Origin of the sequence: Streptomyces sp. NPDC012466 (genome assembly GCF_042955215.1) — a bacterium.
Taxonomy (GTDB): domain Bacteria; phylum Actinomycetota; class Actinomycetes; order Streptomycetales; family Streptomycetaceae; genus Streptomyces.
Window position 1 is genome coordinate 1 of record NZ_JBIBEQ010000006.1, and the last position, 18,959, is coordinate 18,959.

General features: G+C 72.6%; 15 protein-coding genes and 1 pseudogene. 3 read left to right on the plus strand and 13 right to left on the minus strand.

Annotation, left to right across the window (positions count from 1 at the left end; genetic code table 11):
- On the plus strand, positions 1-214 hold a 214-nt coding region (locus tag ACFY9E_RS22075), incomplete at its 5' end, for a hypothetical protein (protein WP_390986667.1).
- Positions 215-376: 162 nt separating this feature from the next.
- Here ACFY9E_RS22075 and ACFY9E_RS22080 read toward each other — a convergent pair.
- The gene (locus tag ACFY9E_RS22080) at positions 377-1,384 is read right to left on the minus strand and encodes a stage II sporulation protein M (protein WP_390986670.1); all 1,008 of its coding nucleotides are present in this window, start codon (positions 1,382-1,384) and stop codon (positions 377-379) included.
- A 128-nt stretch (positions 1,385-1,512) separates the two neighbouring features.
- Here ACFY9E_RS22080 and ACFY9E_RS22085 point away from each other — a divergent pair, with 128 nt between their 5' ends.
- Positions 1,513-2,508 carry an RDD family protein gene (locus tag ACFY9E_RS22085; protein ID WP_390986673.1) on the plus strand — a complete coding sequence of 332 codons (996 nt, stop codon included), beginning with the start codon at positions 1,513-1,515 and terminating at the stop codon, positions 2,506-2,508.
- Positions 2,509-2,547: 39 nt separating this feature from the next.
- On the opposite strand, the gene ACFY9E_RS22090 is transcribed toward ACFY9E_RS22085, so the two are convergent.
- The 9 genes and pseudogenes from ACFY9E_RS22090 to ACFY9E_RS22130 form a co-directional block, all read right to left on the minus strand.
- The gene (locus tag ACFY9E_RS22090) at positions 2,548-3,159 is read right to left on the minus strand and encodes a hypothetical protein (protein ID WP_390986676.1); all 612 of its coding nucleotides are present in this window, start codon (positions 3,157-3,159) and stop codon (positions 2,548-2,550) included.
- A gap of 133 nt (positions 3,160-3,292) precedes the next feature.
- Positions 3,293-4,750, minus strand: a complete 1,458-nt coding sequence (gene ahcY / locus ACFY9E_RS22095) for an adenosylhomocysteinase (protein ID WP_390986679.1) — start codon at positions 4,748-4,750, stop codon at positions 3,293-3,295.
- A gap of 369 nt (positions 4,751-5,119) precedes the next feature.
- Complete coding sequence (locus ACFY9E_RS22100; protein ID WP_390986682.1) at positions 5,120-6,100, minus strand: cation diffusion facilitator family transporter; 981 nt, start codon at positions 6,098-6,100, stop codon at positions 5,120-5,122.
- Positions 6,101-6,251: 151 nt separating this feature from the next.
- Complete coding sequence (manA, locus tag ACFY9E_RS22105; RefSeq protein ID WP_390986685.1) at positions 6,252-7,403, minus strand: mannose-6-phosphate isomerase, class I; 1,152 nt, start codon at positions 7,401-7,403, stop codon at positions 6,252-6,254.
- Positions 7,404-7,464: 61 nt separating this feature from the next.
- A complete protein-coding gene (locus tag ACFY9E_RS22110) occupies positions 7,465-8,592 on the minus strand; it encodes an SIS domain-containing protein (RefSeq protein WP_390986686.1) in 1,128 nt (375 codons plus the stop codon).
- 129 nt (positions 8,593-8,721) lie between these two features.
- A complete protein-coding gene (locus ACFY9E_RS22115) occupies positions 8,722-8,892 on the minus strand; it encodes a Trm112 family protein (protein WP_390986689.1) in 171 nt (56 codons plus the stop codon).
- A gap of 70 nt (positions 8,893-8,962) precedes the next feature.
- Complete coding sequence (locus ACFY9E_RS22120; protein WP_390986691.1) at positions 8,963-10,327, minus strand: phosphomannomutase/phosphoglucomutase; 1,365 nt, start codon at positions 10,325-10,327, stop codon at positions 8,963-8,965.
- A gap of 103 nt (positions 10,328-10,430) precedes the next feature.
- Positions 10,431-11,806 (minus strand): annotated as a pseudogene (locus ACFY9E_RS22125) (L-lactate permease).
- A gap of 116 nt (positions 11,807-11,922) precedes the next feature.
- Positions 11,923-12,345, minus strand: coding sequence for a DUF3499 domain-containing protein (locus ACFY9E_RS22130; protein ID WP_283974607.1), 423 nt, complete (start codon positions 12,343-12,345; stop codon positions 11,923-11,925).
- Between the two features lie 294 nt (positions 12,346-12,639).
- On the opposite strand from ACFY9E_RS22130, the gene ACFY9E_RS22135 reads away from it, so the two are divergent.
- Complete coding sequence (locus tag ACFY9E_RS22135; protein ID WP_390986694.1) at positions 12,640-13,095, plus strand: metallopeptidase family protein; 456 nt, start codon at positions 12,640-12,642, stop codon at positions 13,093-13,095.
- 21 nt (positions 13,096-13,116) lie between these two features.
- Here the strand turns inward: ACFY9E_RS22135 and ACFY9E_RS22140 are convergent, their stop codons facing one another.
- The 3 genes from ACFY9E_RS22140 to ACFY9E_RS22150 all read right to left on the minus strand — a co-directional run bounded on the left by ACFY9E_RS22140 (position 13,117) and on the right by ACFY9E_RS22150 (position 18,801).
- The gene (locus ACFY9E_RS22140) at positions 13,117-14,649 is read right to left on the minus strand and encodes a DUF5719 family protein (RefSeq protein ID WP_390986696.1); all 1,533 of its coding nucleotides are present in this window, start codon (positions 14,647-14,649) and stop codon (positions 13,117-13,119) included.
- Positions 14,646-18,323 (minus strand): glycosyltransferase, encoded by a 3,678-nt coding sequence (locus tag ACFY9E_RS22145; RefSeq protein WP_390986699.1) that lies wholly within the window; start codon positions 18,321-18,323, stop codon positions 14,646-14,648. Before ACFY9E_RS22145 ends, ACFY9E_RS22140 begins: the two co-directional genes overlap by 4 nt.
- 214 nt (positions 18,324-18,537) lie before the next feature.
- Positions 18,538-18,801, minus strand: coding sequence for a WhiB family transcriptional regulator (locus tag ACFY9E_RS22150; RefSeq protein WP_010034659.1), 264 nt, complete (start codon positions 18,799-18,801; stop codon positions 18,538-18,540).
- Positions 18,802-18,959 lie beyond the last annotated feature (158 nt).

Below are 18,959 nucleotides of genomic sequence, written 5' to 3' on the forward strand. Positions count from 1 at the left end.
CCTCTCGGGCTTTCCTCCGGGCTTCCCTTCGGTCTTGCGTTTCCGACTCTATCAGATCTTTTCTCGACCCGATTTCCTCGGTGCTTTCCAGGTTTTCGCTTTCGCGTTTCCCTTTCCGGCGGTTCCGACTTTATCAGAAGTTCCGGGCCGGATTGACCGGCCGTTTCATTTCCGATTCATCGGGAGAGGCTTCAATGAAATCAGCGTTTCATGAAGCGGATAGATGTTCACCGTGCTGGTCTGGGCCTTGAGCCCATCTCCAGGCAACTGTTCAAATCTACCTCCCCACACTTGCCGTGTCAACGGCTCCTGCGGGGCGAAGAGGAGACTAGCAGCTGAACGGAGGTCGTCGCACATCCGGCGGTCGTGGGGGCGATCAGGCGGCTGTGGGGACGGTCGCGCTCCGCTCCGCGGCCTCGACGTCACCGCTTTCCCCCGCGCGGGCGGCGCGACCGCCCAGGACGTAGACGTACGCCAGGAACGCCACTTCGGCGACGACCCCGATGCTGATGCGGGCCCACGTGGGGAGGCCGGACGGAGTGACGAACCCTTCGATCGCGCCGGAGACGAAGAGGACGAGGGCGAGGCCTATGGCCATGCCTATGGCGGCTCGGCCTTCTTCCGCGAGAGCCGTGCGCCGTGTGCGGGGGCCGGGGTCGATGAGGGTCCAGCCCAGACGCAGGCCGGTGCCGGCTGCGACGAAGACGGCGGTCAGTTCGAGGAGGCCGTGCGGGAGGATCAGGCCGAGGAACGTGTCGAGGCGGCCTGCCGAGGACATCAGGCCGACACCGACGCCGAGGTTGAGCATGTTCTGGAAGAGGATCCAGATGACCGGGAGGCCCAGGAAGACCCCCAGGATGAGGCACAGGGCTGCAGCCCAGGCGTTGTTCGTCCAGACCTGGGCGGCGAAGCTGGCGGCCGGGTGGCTGGAGTAGTACGTCTCGTACTGGCCGCCGGGGCGGGTGAGCTCGCGTAGCTCGCCGGGAGCCGCGATCGAGGCCTGAACATCGGGGTGAGTCCCGATCCACCAGCCCAGCAGAGCCCCGACGGCCGTGGACAGGAGTGCCGTGGGCACCCACCAGTGCCGTGCCGTGTAGACGGCGGCGGGGAAGCCGTGGGCCAGGAAGCGGGTGGCGTCACGCCAGGAGGCGCGTCGGGTGCCTGTCACGGCATGCCGCGCGCGTGCCACGAGTTGGCTGAGCCGGCCGGTCAGTTGCGGGTCGGGGGCGCTGGACCGGATCAGGGAGAGATGCGTCGCGGTGCGCTGGTAAAGGGTGACGAGTTCGTCGGCTTCTGCGCCGTTGAGGCGGCGCCGGCGGCGGAGCAGGGCTTCGAGGCGATCCCATTCCGCTCGGTGGGCGGAGACGAAGACGTCGAGGTCCATCGGTGTGCCTGCTCCTCGGCTGGTCGTCGGCAGCTCGTCGTGGATCAGCTTGTCGTACTACGGTGCGATGCGCCCTCAGCTTGGCAGACTGGCCCTGTCGGAGGCAGGGCAGGGGAAGGGCGGCGGGCGTGAGTGAGCTGGTGACGGGCGAGGCTGTGGCGTTGGAGCTGCGCCCCGCGAGGCTGCCCAGCAGGGCGCTGGCCGTGCTGCTCGATCTGGTGGCGGCGCTGGCGGTCTACGTCGCGGTGACCATCGCGGTGGTCGTTTCCACGGCCTCCCTCGACGAGGCGGCGCAGACGGCACTGTCGCTCGTGACGTTCGTTCTGGTGCTGGTGGGCGGGCCTATCGCGGTGGAGACGCTCAGTCACGGGCGGTCGCTCGGGAAGATGGCGTGCGGGCTGCGTGTGGTGCGGGACGACGGGGGCCCGATCCGGTTCCGGCATGCGCTGGTGAGGGGCTTGATCGGGGTGATCGAGATCCTGATGACGTTCGGGATCGTCGCCTGCATCGCCTCGTTCGTGTCGGCGCGTGGGCGGCGACTGGGTGATGTGTTCGCGGGGACGCTCGTCGTACGGGAGAGGATCCCGGTCACGCGGACCGGTTTCGTGCCGCCTCCGCCTCCTTGGCTGTCGGGGCGGTTCTCGGGGCTCGATCTGTCCGCGGTGCCCGACGGGCTGTGGCTCGCCGTCCGGCAGTACCTGACGCGCATGCAACAGCTGGATCCGCAGGTGGGCTGGTCGATGGCGGAGCGGCTGGCGTCGGATCTGGCGCAGCGTACGGGGGCTCCGGTGCCGCAGGGTGTGCCGGCGGCGGCGTATCTGGCGGCAGTCGTGCAGGAACGGCAGGCGCGGGAGGCGCGGAGGGCTTTCGGGAGCGATGCGGCCCGGTCGGCGACGTCCGCCACCGCCCCTCCGGTCACGAACGGAACGACGGCCCCGACCGTGGCTCGGGCAGCGGGTGGGCTTCAGGCTGCGGGCGCTCCTCCGGCTTCTCATGGATCGGCCGGACCGACGGCCGGAGCGCGTGAGGTGGTGTCCGAACCGTCCGGCGGGGGCCGGTCCGGGGAGTCAGCCGAGGTTCCCGCGAGCGAGCGGCCCCGCACCGGGTTCGTGCCGCCGGCCTAGTGGGGGGGCGGGACCGGCCGCTCCGGGGCGGCTGCCTGCTCAGGTGAACACCGACGGTGGTGACTCCAGGTCCTCGAGCTCGATGCCGGGTGCCGCGAGCACCACGTCTCCGGCGAGGTGCACGGTGTGCTGCTCGCCCGTGTCCAGGGCTGTGACCTGGTATTCGTCCACGGTCAGAGGGCCGTTGTCAGTGGCGTGTGCTTCGCTTTTCAGCAAGGTCCAGGACTGGTCCACGGTGCGGGGGGCGAGGACCGGGTCCGTGAAGGCGACGAGGCGTACGCGGGTGGTCGCGGAGGGGGTGAGACGCAGGAGACGGGCGGTGGCCACGAGGAACGCCGGGGATGTGCCGGTGAAGGCGTGGGCGCGCACATTGCCTTCGGTGGCCTCGGTTCCGGTGGGGTCGGAGCGGACCCAGGTGACGCCGTCGAGGGCGGCGCCGCGCACCTGCCAGGCGGCGGCGTGGAGTTCGAGGCGGAGAGGGCGGCCGAGCTCGTCGAGGGTGAGGTCGACGGAGCCGTGGTGATCGCCCGAGGGGGTGGTCAGCTGGGAGACGTAGCGCCAGCCGGAGGGGCCGGGGGCGCACTGGAAGTGCTCTTCCGCGAGGGGGGTGTGATCGTGCGGATCGTGGAGCGAATAGCGGCCGCGGGGCATGGGGGTCCTGGGTCTTGACGGGCGGGGCCGGTCGCCGGCCGGTCGAACGGGGCAGGCCCCCGGCACGGGGGTGCGGGGGCCTGCCTCGGAGATCCGACCAGTGGGTGACTGACCGGCGGTGGTGCCGCTCGGCTCAGTAGCGGTAGTGGTCAGGCTTGAAGGGGCCCTCGACCTGGACGCCGATGTACTCGGCCTGCTCCGGGCGCAGCGTCGTCAGCTTCACGCCGAGCGCGTCGAGGTGGAGGCGGGCGACCTTCTCGTCGAGGTGCTTGGGCAGCACGTAGACACCGGTCGGGTACTCGTCGGGCTTGGTGAACAGCTCGATCTGGGCCAGGGTCTGGTCCGCGAAGGAGTTGGACATCACGAACGACGGGTGGCCGGTGGCATTGCCCAGGTTCAGCAGGCGCCCCTCGGACAGGACGATGATCACCTTGCCGTCGGGGAAGGTCCAGGTGTGGACCTGCGGCTTGACCTCGTCCTTGACGATGCCCGGGATCCTGGCGAGGCCGGCCATGTCGATCTCGTTGTCGAAGTGGCCGATGTTGCCGACGATGGCCTGGTGCTTCATCTTGGCCATGTCCGAGGCCATGATGATGTCCTTGTTGCCGGTCGTGGTGATGAAGATGTCGGCCTGGTCGACGACCTCGTCGAGGGTCGTGACCTGGTAGCCGTCCATCGCGGCCTGGAGCGCGCAGATCGGGTCGATCTCGGTGACGATCACGCGGGCGCCCTGGCCGCGCAGGGACTCCGCGCAGCCCTTGCCCACGTCGCCGTAGCCGCAGACGACCGCGGTCTTGCCGCCGATGAGGACGTCGGTGGCGCGGTTGATGCCGTCGATGAGCGAGTGGCGGCAGCCGTACTTGTTGTCGAACTTCGACTTGGTGACGGCGTCGTTGACGTTGATCGCCGGGAACAGCAGGACGCCGTCGCGCTGCATCTCGTACAGGCGGTGGACGCCGGTCGTGGTCTCCTCGGTCACACCGCGGATCTCCGAGGCCAGCTGGGTCCACTTCTGCGAGCCGTCCGTGATGGTGCGGTTCAGCAGTTCGAGGATGACGCGGTGCTCGTCGGACTCGGCGGTGTCGGGCGAGGGGACCTTGCCGTCCTTCTCGTACTCGACGCCCTTGTGGACGAGGAGGGTGGCGTCGCCGCCGTCGTCCAGAATCATGTTCGGGCCGCCGGTGGGGCTGTCCGGCCAGGTGAGCGCCTGCTCGGTGCACCACCAGTACTCCTCCAGGGTCTCGCCCTTCCAGGCGAAGACCGGGACGCCCTGGGGGTTGTCCACGGTGCCGTTCGGGCCGACGGCGATGGCGGCTGCCGCGTGGTCCTGGGTGGAGAAGATGTTGCAGGACGCCCAGCGGACCTCAGCGCCGAGGGCGACCAGGGTCTCGATGAGCACGGCGGTCTGCACGGTCATGTGCAGGGAGCCGGTGACACGGGCGCCGGCGAGCGGCTGCGCCTCGGCGTACTCCTTGCGGATCGCCATCAGGCCCGGCATCTCGTGCTCGGCGAGGGTGATCTCCTTGCGGCCGAACTCGGCCAGGGAGAGGTCGGCGACCTTGAAGTCCTGTCGGTTCTCGACAGTCGTCATTGCGAGCTGCTCCTCGGGGGGTTGGGTCGAGGTGGGTACGGCTGGTCTGCGCGGCGGCGGACACAGGGGTGCCCGAAAGAGGACACAGGCATGCCCGCGTGCGCGCAGCGCAGTCCGTCGGAGGCCCTCTCTCCCTCGGCCGGTCCGCGGTGGGACCGCCCGACCGCCATCAGCAGCGACGTCTGGCTCCGTCCCAAGCTACACCGGGGGCGGGTGCGATCCCCAGTCCGCCGGGAAACACATCGAGCCGATCATGTGACGGATCGGGGGACGGGACCGGCGGCCGGGCGGGGCGGTGGTGGGGGCCGGGAAGCCGGACGGGGCCCGCCGAGTGGTTCGGCGGGCCCCGTGGGCCGGGAAGGAAAGGGGTCAGTGCTCGGTGGGGTGGGGGGCCGGGCCGCCCGGGGAGGCCTCGCGGTCGGGGCCCTTGGCGGCCTCCCGCTCGCTGTAGATGTCCGGCTCGAGGTAGATCACGCGGGCGATCGGGACGGCGTCGCGGATGCGGGCCTCGGCGGCGTCGATGGCGGCGGCGATCTCGGTGGCCGTGTCGTCGTGCTGGACGGCGATCTTGGCGGCGACGAGGAGTTCCTCCGGGCCGAGGTGGAGCGTGCGCATGTGGATGATGCGGGTGACGGTGTCGCCGTCGACGACGGCGGCCTCGATCTTCCGGGTCTCCTCGATGCCGGCGGACTCGCCGAGCAGCAGCGACTTGGTCTCGGCGGCGAGGACCAGGGCGATCAGGATGAGCAGGATGCCGATGCAGAGGGTGCCGATGCCGTCCCAGACGCTGTCGCCGGTGAGCAGGGCGAGGCCTACGCCGCCGAGCGCGAGGATGAGGCCGACGAGGGCGCCCAGGTCCTCCAGGAGGACGACCGGGAGCTCGGGGGCCTTGGCGTGGCGGACGAAGTCCTTCCAGGAGCGGCTGCCGCGCAGGGGGTTGGACTCCTTGATGGCCGTCCGGAAGGAGAAGCTCTCGGCGATGATCGCGAAGACCAGGACGCCGACGGGCCAGTACCAGTGCGTCAGCTCGTGGGGGTGCTTGATCTTCTCGTAGCCCTCGTAGAGGGCGAACATGCCGCCGACCGAGAAGAGCACGATGGAGACGAGGAAGGCGTAGATGTAGCGCTCGCGGCCGTAGCCGAAGGGGTGTTCCGGGGTGGCCTCGCGCTTCGCCTTCTTGCCGCCCACCAGAAGCAGGGCCTGGTTGCCGGAGTCCGCGAGCGAGTGGACGGACTCGGCGAGCATTGACGACGAGTTGCTGAAGAGGAACGCCACGAACTTCGCTACCGCGATGGCGAGGTTGGCGGCCAGTGCCGCCACGATCGCCTTGGTACCGCCTGACGCGCTCATATCTCCGCGTTGTCCCTTCGTACGCCGTTCCAGGGCCCGGACGCCGCCTTGGTGCGCGCCCGTGGCTTTGCCCGTGCTTGACGGTGGGCCATTGTTGCAGCCCGCCGCGACAGCGGTGAGTCAGGTCACCAGCACGGGGCCGTCGAAACGGTCAGGCGACGACCGTGGCCCGGAAAAGTGTTCCCGTTCCGGACACTTCGGCCCTTTCTCCGGCCGGGACGAAGACGGACTCACCCGGCGTCAGGTCGTGCTCGCCGGCCCGGACGGTGCCGGCCGTGCAGAGCAGGATCTGCGGGGTCGGACGGGTGAGGTCGTGGGCGGTGCCCGCCTCGGGGAGGACGTAGCGGGAGAGGCGGAACTCGTCGATGGGGGTCTCGTAGACCTCCTCGCCGTCCGGGGAGGCCTCCGGGCGCAGGACTCCGGGGTCGCTGGGGCGGAAGCGGACGATGCGCAGGAGTTCGGGGACGTCGACGTGCTTGGGGGTCAGGCCGCAGCGCAGGACGTTGTCGGAGTTGGCCATGATCTCCACGCCGAGGCCGTCGAGGTAGGCGTGCGGGACGCCGGCGCCGAGGTAGAGGGCCTCGCCGGGCTGGAGCCGGACGTGGTTCAGCAGCATCGCGGCGATGACGCCGGGGTCGCCCGGGTAGTGGTGGGCGATGTCGGCGTAGGGGGCGTAGGCGCCGCCGAGGCGGGTGCAGGCGGTGGCCGCGTCCGCGACCGTGCGGGACATCTCGTCGGGGTCGGCGGTGAGGATCGCCGTGAGGACCTCGCGCAGGGCGGCGTCCTCGGGGTGGGCGTGCAGCAGGTCGACGTAGGGCTTGAGGGAGTCGACGCCGAGGTCGTCGAGCAGGGCCGCGGCCTCCAGCGGGTCGCGGAAGCCGCACAGGCCGTCGAACTCGGTGAGGGCGCAGATCAGTTCTGGCTTGTGGTTGGCGTCCTTGTAGTTGCGGTGCGGGGCGTCCACGGGGATGCCGCGCCGCTCCTCGTCCGCGTAGCCCTCTCGTGCCTGCGTGAGGTCGGGGTGGACCTGGAGGGAGAGCGGGGCGCCCGCGGCGAGGATCTTGAGGAGGAAGGGCAGCCGGGGGCCGAACTTGGCGACGGCGGCGGGTCCGAGTTCCTTCTCGGGGTCGGCGTCGACGACCTCGACGAGCGTGCCCCGGCCGGTGCGCGAGGGTGCGCCCGGGTGGGCGCCCATCCACATCTCCGCCTGCGGCTCGCCGGTCGGTTCCACGCCGAGCAGCTGCGGGATGGCGGTCGGGGAACCCCAGGCGTAGGGGCGGATGGTGTTGTCGAGGCGGTCCATGGGTTCTCTCTGCGTGGTGCGGGGCGCGGGGCGCGGGCGCGTCAGGGTGTCCCGGGCAAGATCAGGCCCTCGAAGCGAGCGCCAGGTAAACGGCGGCGAAATCCGTGATGGCGATCAGTTCCGCGAGGGTCTCCAGTTCGCCGCCCTCCTCCGGTTCCAGCTCGCTGATCGGTGTGTCGTGGCTGAGCGCGAGGTCGCGGGCGCCGGGGGCGGCGGTGAGGCCGCCGATGGGGCGGTCGCGCAGCAGCACCACGCGCGCGTGCAGGGCGGGCGGTTCTTCGACGCGGTCGCGGAAGAAGTCCTCGGGGTCGGCGCTGGCGGCCAGCGGGCCGGCGAGCAGGGCGCCGTGGGCGGCGAGGGCCTCGGGCAGTTCGGCCACGACCGCGGGGGTGCCGGACAGTTCGGCGAGGGCGGCGGCGAAGCGGCGGCCCGCGGGTCCGGCCGAGGTGCCCTCGGTCCACACGACCGGGAGCGCGTCGGCGAGCTCTGCGGCCAGGGTCTTGGCGGCGTTGCTGTACGTGACGATGGCGGGGCCGCAGCGCTCGGCGACGCGGTCGAGGCGGTCGGCGACCTTGCCGAGCACGTCCGGCGGGGCGTCCAGCACGCCCGCACGGTCCAGCAGCGCGAGCAGCGGAGTGAGCAGGGCCCACAGGACGCCGGGGGCGGACGCGGCGAGCGGCTCGTCCAGGTCGTACGGGGCGGTCGCCATGGGGACGAACAGGCCGTGCACCCCGGCGACGGCGTCGGCGAGCGGGGTGCGGGCGGGGGCGACGGCGACGACGGTGCAGCCCCGGCGGTAGGCCTGCTCGGCGAGCAGGGACAGGCCGGGTTCGGTGCCGTCCGGGGTGGTGATCAGCAGGAGGTCCACGGAGCCGACCCAGCCGGGCAGTTCCCAGCGCAGAGCGCCCGCGGCGGGGGCGACGCCGGTGGGGGCGAGGCGGGTGACCGGACTGCCGGCACCGGCGAGGGTGCCGATGAGGTCGGCGGCGTGGGTGGCGGCGGCACCCGGGCCGGCGATGAGGACGGCACGGGGCCGGCCGTCCGGCTTGAGGTCGTTGACGCCCGCCTCGGCGGCGTGGCGGGCGGCTGTGCGCACGCGGGCACCGGCTTCTGCGGCGCCGCGGAGCAGCCCGCGGTGGTCGGCCTCGGCGAGGCCCTCCGGTGAGTCGAGCAGCGATTCGTCGAGCATGGGCGGCAGCTTCCCATCGCCGGGGTCCGTTATGAGGTGTCCTGGATCGTGCCCGCTGTGCCGGGAGCTATGTGCACCGGGGTGTCGCGCGGGTGCGTACGGGCGCGCGCGGCTGCGTGCGCCCCTCGGTCACGCGGGGCGGCGGGCCTCGTCGACCAGGAGGACGGGGATGCCGTCGCGGACGGGGTAGGCCAGGCCGCAGGCGGTGTCGGTGCAGATCAGTTCGCTGTCCTGCTCCGTGAGGGGGGCGTGGCAGGCCGGGCAGGCGAGGATCTCGAGGAGGCCGGATTCGAGGGGCATAGGGGTTTCCTCCGAGGTGCGGGCGCTTGGGGTCGTGCCTGGTCAGATTACCGCCGGTGGGGGTGGGGCCTCAGCCCCTGATGATCCCCAGCACCTCGTCGCGCACCCTGGCCATCGTCTCGGCGTCCTTCGCCTCCGCGTTCAGGCGCAGCAGCGGTTCCGTGTTGGAGGGGCGGACGTTGAACCACCAGTCGGCGGCGGAGACGGTGAGGCCGTCGAGTTCGTCGAGGGTGATGCCCTCGCGGGCCCCGTACGCGGAGCGGATCGCGGCGAGGCTGGCCTGCTGGTCGGCGACCGTGGAGTTGATCTCCCCGGAGCCGGCGTAGCGGTCGTACTGGGCGACGAGGGAGGAGAGGGGGCCCTCCTGGCCGCCGAGGGCCGCCAGGACGTGGAGGGCGGCCAGCATGCCCGTGTCGGCGTTCCAGAAGTCGCGGAAGTAGTAGTGCGCGGAGTGCTCGCCGCCGAAGATCGCGCCGGTGCGGGCCATCTCGGCCTTGATGAAGGAGTGGCCCACGCGGGTGCGGACCGGGCTGCCGCCGTTCTCCTGGACGACCTCGGGGACGGACCAGGACGTGATCAGGTTGTGGATGACCGTGCCCTTGCCGCCGTGCCGGGCCAGTTCGCGAGTGGCGACCAGGGCGGTGATCGCCGAAGGGGAGACCGGCTCGCCCCGCTCGTCGACGACGAAGCAGCGGTCGGCGTCGCCGTCGAAGGCGAGGCCCAGGTCGGCGCCCTCCTCGCGGACCCGCTTCTGCAGGTCGACGAGGTTGGCGGGGTCGAGGGGGTTGGCCTCGTGGTTGGGGAAGGTGCCGTCGAGCTCGAAGTACATCGGGACCAGCGTCAGGGGCAGGCCCGCGAAGACCTCGGGGACCGTGTGCCCGCCCATGCCGTTGCCCGCGTCGACGACGACCTTCAGGGGGCGGATGGAGGTCAGGTCGACCAGGGAGCGCAGGTGTGCCGCGTAGTCGGGCAACGTGTCGCGGCCGGTGATGGTGCCCGCCTCGGCGGCCGGCTCCGGGGCGCCCGATTCGCTCCATCCCTCCACCAGTTCGCGGATCTGCGCGAGGCCGGTGTCCTGGCCGACCGGGGCGGCACCCGAGCGGCACATCTTGATGCCGTTGTACTGCGCCGGGTTGTGGGAGGCGGTGAACATGGCGCCCGGCAGGTTCAGCGCGCCCGAGGCGTAGTACAGCTGGTCCGTCGAGCACAGGCCGATCTCCGTCACGTCCGCGCCCAGCGCGGCCGCCCCGCGCGCGAAGGCACGCGACAGGCCCGGTGAGGAGGGCCGCATGTCGTGCCCGGTCGCGATGGCGCTCGCGCCGGTGACCCGCACGAAGGCCGCTCCGAAGAGCTCGGCGAGGGACTCGTCCCACTGGTCGGGAACGACCCCGCGTACGTCGTACGCCTTAACGACCTGCGACAGATCAGCAGCCACGGCCAACCTTCCTGAAAAAGTACTGTCGGTCCGCCCAAACTACCCTCGCCCGCCGACAGCGCGCTGGGCGGACGCCAAGAGGACTCCCAGCCGTCATCTCAGGTCAGGGCAGACTCCAGCCCAGGACCGGGGTGCTCTGGCCGACCACGATCACGCACATCACCAGCGGCAGGCCCAGGCTCCAGGGCAGCACCTCGCGCGGCAGGTCGCCCTCGCGGCCCGCCGGTCCGACGGTCGCGCAGGCGATGGTGAGGTTCTGCGGGGAGATCATCTTGCCGAGGACACCGCCGGAGCTGTTGGCGGCGGCGGCAGGTCGGGGGGCAGGCCAAACGCGCGGGCCGCGGTGACCTGGAGGGCGCCGAAGAGGGCGTTGGCCGAGGTGTCCGAGCCGGTCACGGCGACGTCGAACCAGCCGAGGACGGGCAAAAGAGGGTGCCGCCGGTCGACCGACCGGCCAACTGAAGACGTTGCCGCCGACCGGTTCGCCGTCGGGGCCGGCGACGTTCGGGAAGGGCCAGTCGTGGTGCGGATGGTTCCGGCGAGCCGGTCCTTGACGGCCGGGGTCTGCGCGACGGAGAAGATCACGACGATCAGTGCGTAGGGGCGTAGGCGCGCAGGACCTCCCGGGTCGGGCCCTCCTCGTCCAGTTCCTCGCTGCGGGCGCCGGTCAGCACGGAAGCGCACGGACTCGGCGGCGGGCACCCGCGCGTGGTACGGCGACCAGGGCACCCGCGCCGGCGAGGACGGCGCCGATGTCGGCGAGTTGGGCGGAGACGTAGGTGGAGGCGGCGAACTGGGCGACGGCGAAGGCGACTCCGCACGCCAGGGCGGGCACCCAGGTCTCGCGCAGGCCGCGCCGGCCGTCCACGAGCCAGACGAGCACGAGGAGCACCACGAGGGCCGGCAGCGGGGTCTGACGGCCCACCACGGACGCCACGGAGCCGAGCGGCAGCCCGGGCACTTGGGCGAGCGTGACGACCGGTGTGCCCATCGCGGCGAAGGCCACGGGCGCGGTGTTGGCGACGAGGGCGACGACGACGGCGCGCACCGGTTCGAAGCCGAGGGCGACCGAGGGCGACCAGCGGGTCGCGCTGATCGCGACGGGCGCCCCGAAGCCGGCGAGCGCCTCCAGCAGTGCCCGAAGCAGAAGGCGATGACGAGTGCCTGGATGCGCGGGTCGTCGGAGTGCCTGCCGAAGGAGCGGCGCAGGTGTCGAAGTGCCGGGTGCGGACGGTCATCCGGTACGCCCACAGGGCGTGGACGACGATCCACAGGATGGGAAAGAGGCCGAAGACGGCTCCCTGGGCGCCGCCGGAGAGAGTCCGGCCGAGTGGCATGCCTAGGCGAGCCGGGCGACGAGGACGGTGGCGAGGAGGCCGGTCAGGCCCGCCAGGTGCGCCTTCGTGCGGACGCCGCCGAGCTGGACCAGGCGGACAGGCCGAGCGAGCCGGCGACGGGTTCCGGTTCCTGGGCGTACACGGGCGCTCCCCGGGTTCCGCCCTGCGAAAGCGGTTTCCCACGACCCCGTACGGAATGGCCATGTCCGCGCCAAGCTGGCGTCCATGGGTGCGCTGGTGGAGAAACCGAGGCCGCGGTCAGTTGTCGGGCGAGCGCAGGACGCGGAGGTGCCCGCGGCGCGCGACCTCCATCGGGTCGGCCCTGCGGCCCCCGCCGCCGGCCTCCGCCGCCCGCTCCTGCGGACGGGCCGCCTCACGGACGGCGTTCGCGAGCGCTTCCAGGTCGTCGCCGCTGGGGCGGGCGGGGGCCGAACCGTCGAGGAGCCGGACGACCTCCCAGCCGCGCGGGGCGGTGAGGCGCTCGGAGTGCTCGGCGCACAGGTCGTAGCAGTGGGGTTCGGCGTAGGTGGCGAGCGGGCCGAGGACCGCGGTCGAGTCGGCGTAGACGTACGTCAGCGTCGCGACGGCGGGACGGCCGCAAGCGGTGCGCGAACAGCGACGTACAGGGCTCACGATGTTGGACGGTACCGCACTCTTGAGCGGGCCGCGACGACTCTCCACGAGGTCACCCCACCGTGTCGTGCTGTGAAACGTCCCACACACTCCTTCGGGCGCACCTCGCCGACCTGCCCGGACATCGCCGTCCGGGGTGCCGAACGGCCGCGCGAGCGGAGAGGAGTCGTCACAAAACCCTCAATTGCCGTGTGCACACCGGTCTCGGCGGGATACGGATTTGAGCCCGATCTTGGCTTGAACTGTCATGTAACGACATGCCCCGCGGGTCGGCCGGAAGCCGTCCGTGCCGCTGTGCGGTGCCGGGCACCGGGGCGCGTCGGGGACTACCCTTCACCAGTGATGGACAAGCCCGTAACGCCCCGTGCCGCCGCCCCCGGGCCCCGCCGCCGTGATCGCCACGGACGGGGCATGCGCGGCCCCATCGCACCGCCGCAGGTGCCGCTCGCCGCGAGCCGTGCGGACGCGTTCGCCGATCTGGTGCAGGACTCCGTGGAGCGCCTGGAGCGGCGGTGGCCGCAGCTCGCCGACATCGATTTCCTCGTCCTGGAGGTCCCCCGGCTCGACGGGCCCGGCCAGGCCTGGAACGACGAGGCGGTACCGCTCGGCGGCACGATCGGCGCGCGCGAGGGCCGCCCCGCGCGCGTGGTCGTCTACCGGCGGCCGGTCGAGATCCGCACCAAGGGGCGCGACGAGCGAGCGGCGCTGGTGCACGAGATCGTCGTGGAGCAGGTCGCCGAGCTGCTGGGGCTGACGCCGGAGACGGTGGATCCGCGCTACGGCGAGGACCAGGGCTGAGCCGGACGCCGGCCGGCGGTTCTACTTCTGGAGCACCGACAGGTCCTCGTCCGCCTCCGGTACGGCCACCGTCCCCCGGTCGTCCGGCAGCGTCTGCACGGTGAAGGCGGGGACGCCGCCCTCGGTCGCCGCCAGGGTGCGGGCCCCGTAGACCGGGCCGCCGGAGACCGGCTCGACCGTGAGCGCGTAGGTGCCCTTCAGACCGCTGGGAGCCGGGGGCTCGATGTCCTGGGTCGTGCCGCCCTTGATCGTGTACGTCTTCGACACCGGGGTGCCGCCCTCGCTGCCGGCCGAGGCGGTGACCTTGACCGTGGCGGCGGCGCCGGGGGCCGTCAGGGACAGGGTGCTGCCCTTGCCGCTGTTGTCCGCCGACGTCGCGCGCGTGCCGACGGGGCGGGTCGCCGGGATGAACGCCGTCTCCTGCTTGTCGCCCTTGCCGCGGACGACCCGCAGGGCCGCCACGACCGGCACGGACCGGTCCGTCGGGGTCAGCACCAGGGAGCCCGCCTCGCCGCGGGTGACGTCGCCCAGGTCGACGGCGGTCGTCATACCGCCCTTGACGTGCACCGTCTCGTGCCCGGCCGGGGTGATCAGCCCGGAGGGGGACGCCAGGCGCACCTTCAGGTCGGCGTCGGCGTCGCCGGGGGTGAAGGCGACCAGGCGCACGGAGGTGGCGTCCTTGGGGATGCCGGGCAGGACCAGGCTGCCCGAGGGGTCCGTGGACGCGGCCAGCCAGTCGCCGCCCACCTTGTCGTCCAGGGCCTGCACGGCGGCGCCGACGCGTCCGCTGCGGACGTTGACGTGCACGGTGAGGTCGGTCTGCCGCTCGTCGACGAGGGTGGACAGCAGGACCGGCTCGCTGGAGTGCGGCTGGATCGTGATGCCCTCCCCCACCGCGGACTTCAGGGCGCCGTCCTTGCCGTAGAGCTCGATGTCGGCCACGGCGGCCGAGTCGTCGGGGTTCGTCAGGTGGACGTAGTCGGTGCGGTCGGCGTCCGTGCTGGCGCCGGGGAACCAGAAGTCGGTGTCCGGAGCGGTGCAGTTGACGCCCTGCAGGCCACGCCCGGTCCCCGCGGCGACCTCGGTCGTCTCCTGGACCGTCCAGCCGGGTGCGAACCTGCCGTCCGCGGTTCCGACGAGCGCGGGCGCGTCGCCGCCGGAGCTGTCGCCGGTGACCGGCTTGCCGGGCTCCTTCGGCGTCAGCACGGGCTTGGCGGGCTTGTCCTTGCCGGACTTCCCGTCGTCCCCGCCCTTGCCTTTGTCCGTGCCGTCGGCCGGGGCGTCCGCCGACTCCTGGGCGGCGGCCCGCAGTTCGGCCTTGCCGCCGCTCTCGGTGCCCTTCGTGACGGGCGTGAAGGACGTGTAGGACGTCTCGGCGAGGTCGGACGTGCTGGGCGCCGGGCACAGCAGGCTCGTGCGCTCCACGGGCAGTTGGGCGGCCGCCTTGGCCGCGGTGTCCGGGGCCGGGGCGTCCGGCTGGGACAGCGCGGCGAAGCCGGTGACGGCGGCGAGCGCGGTCGCGCCCGCGATCAGGGACAGGGTGGTGCGGTTCACTGCTGGCTCCCGTCGGGACGCTCACTGCCCGTGCCGTGGGGGTGGTGCTGCTGCGCCGGGTCGTACGGCGTGCCGTAGCCCGGGTCCTGACTGTAGGCCTGGTCGTAACCCTGCTGGTCGTAGGACGGGTTCTGACCCTGGCCGCCGTAGGCGTACGGGTCGTACTGGCCACCCTGGTACGGGTCCGCCTGGTACTGCTGCCCGTAGGCGTCCGCCGGGTACGGGGCGTTCTGGTACTGGTCGCCGTAACCCGCGTACTCGCCGCCCTGGTAGGCGGCGTTGTCCCACTCGCCGTAGTTCTGCTGCTGCGGCACCGCCGCCGGCGGCTGTTCCGGCTGCGGGGGCGGGGGCGGGAACTCCTCGGGTCCGGCGGTTCCCTCGGTCTCGGCCTCGGCTTCCGCCTGGGCGCGCAGGCGGCGGGCGCGGCGGCCCTCGCCGGCGACGGCCTCGGCCGGGACGGCAGGCTCCTCGGGGAGGTCGTCGTCGATGTCGCGGCGTCGGCCGGGCAGGGCGAGCACCACGAGGACGAGGGCGAGGAGCCCCTGGGCCCACAGCCAGGCCGTGTGGCCGATCGGGTCGTCGTAGGTGACGTCCAGCCTGCCGCCGCCCGCGGGGAGTTCGAAGCCCTGGGCCCAGCCGTCGACCGTGGTGCGGGTCAGCGGCTTGCCGTCGAGCGTGGCGGACCAGCCGTCGGAGGCGGAGTCGGCGAGGCGCAGTACGCGTCCGCCGGCACCCGCCGGGATCGTGGTGTGGATGTCGACGGGCCCGGCGGCGACGGGCCGCGGGGTGCCGGATCCGGAAGCGGGGACGATCGTGGCGCGCGCGACCTCCCGGTTGACGCGCCACAGCGCGCCGCCGTCCTGCTGGCTGAGCCGGGTCAGACCGGGTGTGGCGTCCAGGACGCGGGTGACCTCGCGGGGCGCGCCCTGGTGGACGAGGACGTAGCGCACGGCGAAGCCGCCGAGCTGGTCGGCCTGGTCCGCGCCGGAACCGGCGACCAGGTTGGCGACGACCTTGTCGAGCCTGCCGTTCTCGCCGTCGGCCGCGGCGATCTCGCCGTCCCCGAGGCGGGCGCCCGAACCGCGGACCAGCATGTAGCCGACGCGGGCGCCGGAGTCGCTGTCCAGGACGAGGGTGCGGGCCTGGTCGTGGGTGCCGCTCTCCTCGGCGACGAACGCGGGCACCTGGGTCGCGTCGCGCCGCTCCAGGGGGCCGTCGGCGCCGCGGATCATCCAGCCGGCGGCGATGAGCAACGGGCCGGCGGCCGAGGCGAAGGCGATCAGCACGGCGACCGGCTGGCGCCAGCCGAAGCTCTGCTCGGCCACCCGCGCGCGTGCCCCGTCGGCGCCGAGCGCGGCGGCCGCCAGGAGGGCGATGCCGTAGACGAGGGTCGCCGGGCCGGCCCAGGCGGAGCCGTTGGCCAGGACCGCGAAGACGAAGCCGGTCAGGGCGACCGTCCAGGCCGTCCAGATGCCCGCCTGGCGTTCGGAGCGCACCAGGGCGGCCAGGGCGGCCAGCACGATGCCGAAGAGCATGAGGCCGCTGACGGTGCCGGGGCCGCCCGGGCTGGCGCCGAGCAGGTCGAGGGGGGAGGCGGTGGAGGGGCCGTACTCCAGGCCCGCTTCTTTGAGGAAACCGAACGGGAGCAGCGTCAGCGACCAGGGGGCGAGCAGCAGCAGGGGGGTGCCGAGCTGAGCCAGGAACCGCAGGCCGTAGGCCGTGATGTCGGTCCGGCGCAGCACCAGCACTCCGATGCCGAGGAGCAGCGCGATGGGCCACACGATCGGCGTGAAGGCGGTGGTGATGGTCAGCAGCAGCGCGTACGCCCAGGTGGCGCGCCAGCTGCCGCGCGCCCCGCCGGCCTTCGTCAGGCCGCCGGCCGCGATGCCCGCGCGGGCGACGAGCGGCAGCAGCACGGCCAGGACGGCGGTGCCGATACGGCCGCCGGCGAGGGCACCGGTGGCGGCGGGCAGGAAGGCGTAGACGACGGCCGCCCAGGCGCGCAGCAGCCGGGACTCGACGAGCGGGCGGGAGGCGAAGTAGGCCGTGACGCCGGCCAGCGGCACCGAGCAGACGAGCAGGACGGTGACGGCGAGACCGGTCGAGCCGAACAGCAGGGACGCCAGCATCGCCACGAGCGCGAGGTACGGCGGCGCGGGCGAGGTGCCGCCGGCGCCGACCGGGTGCCAGGCGTCCAGGTAGCGCGCCCACAGCTCGCTGGAGTCGGCCGGGGCGGGCAACAGGGCGCCGCCCACGAGCGCGCCGCCGCCGAGAAGCTGGCGGCAGGCGGCCAGGGAGACGAGCAGCAGCACCAGGAAGAGCACCGGGCCGGGCTTGCGCGCGATGCGCTTGAGCCGGGCGAACTGCTCGATCTCGAGGAAGTCGGCGTCGTCGCCGCCGGGGCCCGACTCGACGGCGCCGCCGTGCCGTCCCGCGCCGGCGGCGACTTCCGGGTCGGAGCGGCCGACGAGGCTGCTCGCGACCTGCTCGACGGTGACGCGGACGGTCGCGCCGGGCGGCGGGAACAGCGCCCGCAGCTCGCCCTTGTCGATCCGGGGTGCGCCTCTGCCGCGCCGCCCGGCGAGGATCCGCTCGGGCCTGAGCAGGGTGCTCATCAGGCCGCGGATCTCGTCGACGGCCTGTCCGGGGACCTTGCCGACCAGGTAGGCCACGATCCGCAGCAGGGTGCCGAGCACGATGCGCAGCATCACCCAGGGGAGCACGGCCGTACGCGCGTTGACGAGCAGGGTGTAGACGGCGCCGGCCTTGTCGACCTTGTGCGGGGAGGCCGCCGTGCGGCCCACGCAGTCGACCGTGCGGCGCTCGCGGCTGGAGGCCTCGGCGTGCCGGACGACCGCCTCGGGGGCGACCAGGACGCGGTAGCCGGCCGCGTGCGCGCGCCAGCACAGGTCGACGTCGTCGCGCATGAGGGGCAGGTGGCGGTCGAATCCGCCGAGCTGCTCGAAGACGTCGCGGCGGACGAGCATGCCGGCGGTGGACACCGACAGCACGGTCCGGACGTGGTCGTGCTGGCCCTGGTCCTGCTCGCGGCGGTCCAGGCCGGTCCAGCGGCGGCCGGAGTTGGCGATGGAGACGCCGACCTCCAACAGCTGGCGCCGGTCGTACCAGCCGCGGAGCTTGGGGCCCACGACGGCCACGTCCTCGCGGCCCAGTTCGTACTCGTTGTCCACGACCCGCAGCAGCTGGGCCAGGGCGTCCGGGTCCGGGGCGCAGTCGTCGTGCAGCAGCCACAGCCACTGCACCGGCTCGCCGTGCGGCAGCTCGGGCAGGTCGTAGGCGTCGTCGCGCCACGAGCGGGTGACCGGGTCCCAGCCGCTGGGGCGCTTCAGGTACGGCAGCTCGTCCGGGGTGAGGACCGGTGCGGTGCGGTCGCACTCCTCGACGGCCTGGCCGAAGCCGGTGCGGCGGGCGAGGTGCAGCACCCGGTCGGCGCCGAGCGCGTCGGTGACCAGCTGTGCGGAGGCGTCCGAGCTGCCGGTGTCGGCGCCCATCGCGAACTGGACGGGCCGCTCCTGGCCGAGCAGTCCGGCGAGCGCGTCGGGCAGCCAGCGGGCGCCGTCGTGGGAGACGAGGACCGCGGTCACCACATGACGCGGGAACTCAGGTGTGGCAGCGGTGTCGTGGGGAGCTGCCGGGTGGCTGTGCACGGACATCGAGGTACGGGCCCCGGTTCGGTGGACTGCGGTGGACGCCCGCGCCCGGTGGGGGCGGCGGGGCGTCTCGGACGAGCGACCACACTATCGGCAGTCCAGCAGGGGCGGCGCCCAGCGCCTCGTTGAGGACCGGTGGCCGGGAGACGGGTGGGCGGACGGCCCGCCGCCTGTGGATCACCCACGGGCGACGGGCCGTTCACGAAGAGGGTGGGGGTCAGACGGCCGCTTTCTTCAGCCGGCGGCGCTCCCGCTCGGACAGGCCGCCCCAGATGCCGAATCGCTCGTCGTTGGCGAGGGCGTACTCGAGGCACTCGGAGCGGACCTCGCAGGCGAGGCAGACCTTCTTGGCCTCCCTGGTCGAGCCGCCCTTCTCGGGGAAGAAGGACTCGGGGTCGGTCTGGGCGCACAGCGCGCGCTCCTGCCAGCCGAGTTCCTCGTCCGCGTCGTCGACCAGCAGTTGCTGCACCGTCTCGGTCATGTGCGCCCCTCGTCTGTCTTTCGCGTCCCCGTGATCTAGCCGTTACCGATTCCGGCTGAACGACACGAGTGAAATTACAAGTGTGCTGCTCCGGGCGAGTCAAGCCGAGATCTGCTATTGAGCCCCTTATTCACTCTGCGGAACCAAGCCCATGCGGA

What these genes read in the sequence shown, in the direction of transcription:
- ACFY9E_RS22080 (WP_390986670.1), bottom strand. Translation starts at nt 1,384, where the DNA reads ATGGACCTCGACGTCTTCGTCTCCGCCCACCGAGCGGAATGGGATCGC.
- ACFY9E_RS22090 (WP_390986676.1), bottom strand. Translation starts at nt 3,159, where the DNA reads ATGCCCCGCGGCCGCTATTCGCTCCACGATCCGCACGATCACACCCCC.
- ahcY (WP_390986679.1), bottom strand. Translation starts at nt 4,750, where the DNA reads ATGACGACTGTCGAGAACCGACAGGACTTCAAGGTCGCCGACCTCTCC.
- ACFY9E_RS22100 (WP_390986682.1), bottom strand. Translation starts at nt 6,100, where the DNA reads ATGAGCGCGTCAGGCGGTACCAAGGCGATCGTGGCGGCACTGGCCGCC.
- manA (WP_390986685.1), bottom strand. Translation starts at nt 7,403, where the DNA reads ATGGACCGCCTCGACAACACCATCCGCCCCTACGCCTGGGGTTCCCCG.
- ACFY9E_RS22110 (WP_390986686.1), bottom strand. Translation starts at nt 8,592, where the DNA reads ATGCTCGACGAATCGCTGCTCGACTCACCGGAGGGCCTCGCCGAGGCC.
- ACFY9E_RS22115 (WP_390986689.1), bottom strand. Translation starts at nt 8,892, where the DNA reads ATGCCCCTCGAATCCGGCCTCCTCGAGATCCTCGCCTGCCCGGCCTGC.
- ACFY9E_RS22135 (WP_390986694.1), top strand. Translation starts at nt 12,640, where the DNA reads ATGGACAAGCCCGTAACGCCCCGTGCCGCCGCCCCCGGGCCCCGCCGC.
- ACFY9E_RS22145 (WP_390986699.1), bottom strand. Translation starts at nt 18,323, where the DNA reads ATGTCCGTGCACAGCCACCCGGCAGCTCCCCACGACACCGCTGCCACA.
- ACFY9E_RS22150 (WP_010034659.1), bottom strand. Translation starts at nt 18,801, where the DNA reads ATGACCGAGACGGTGCAGCAACTGCTGGTCGACGACGCGGACGAGGAA.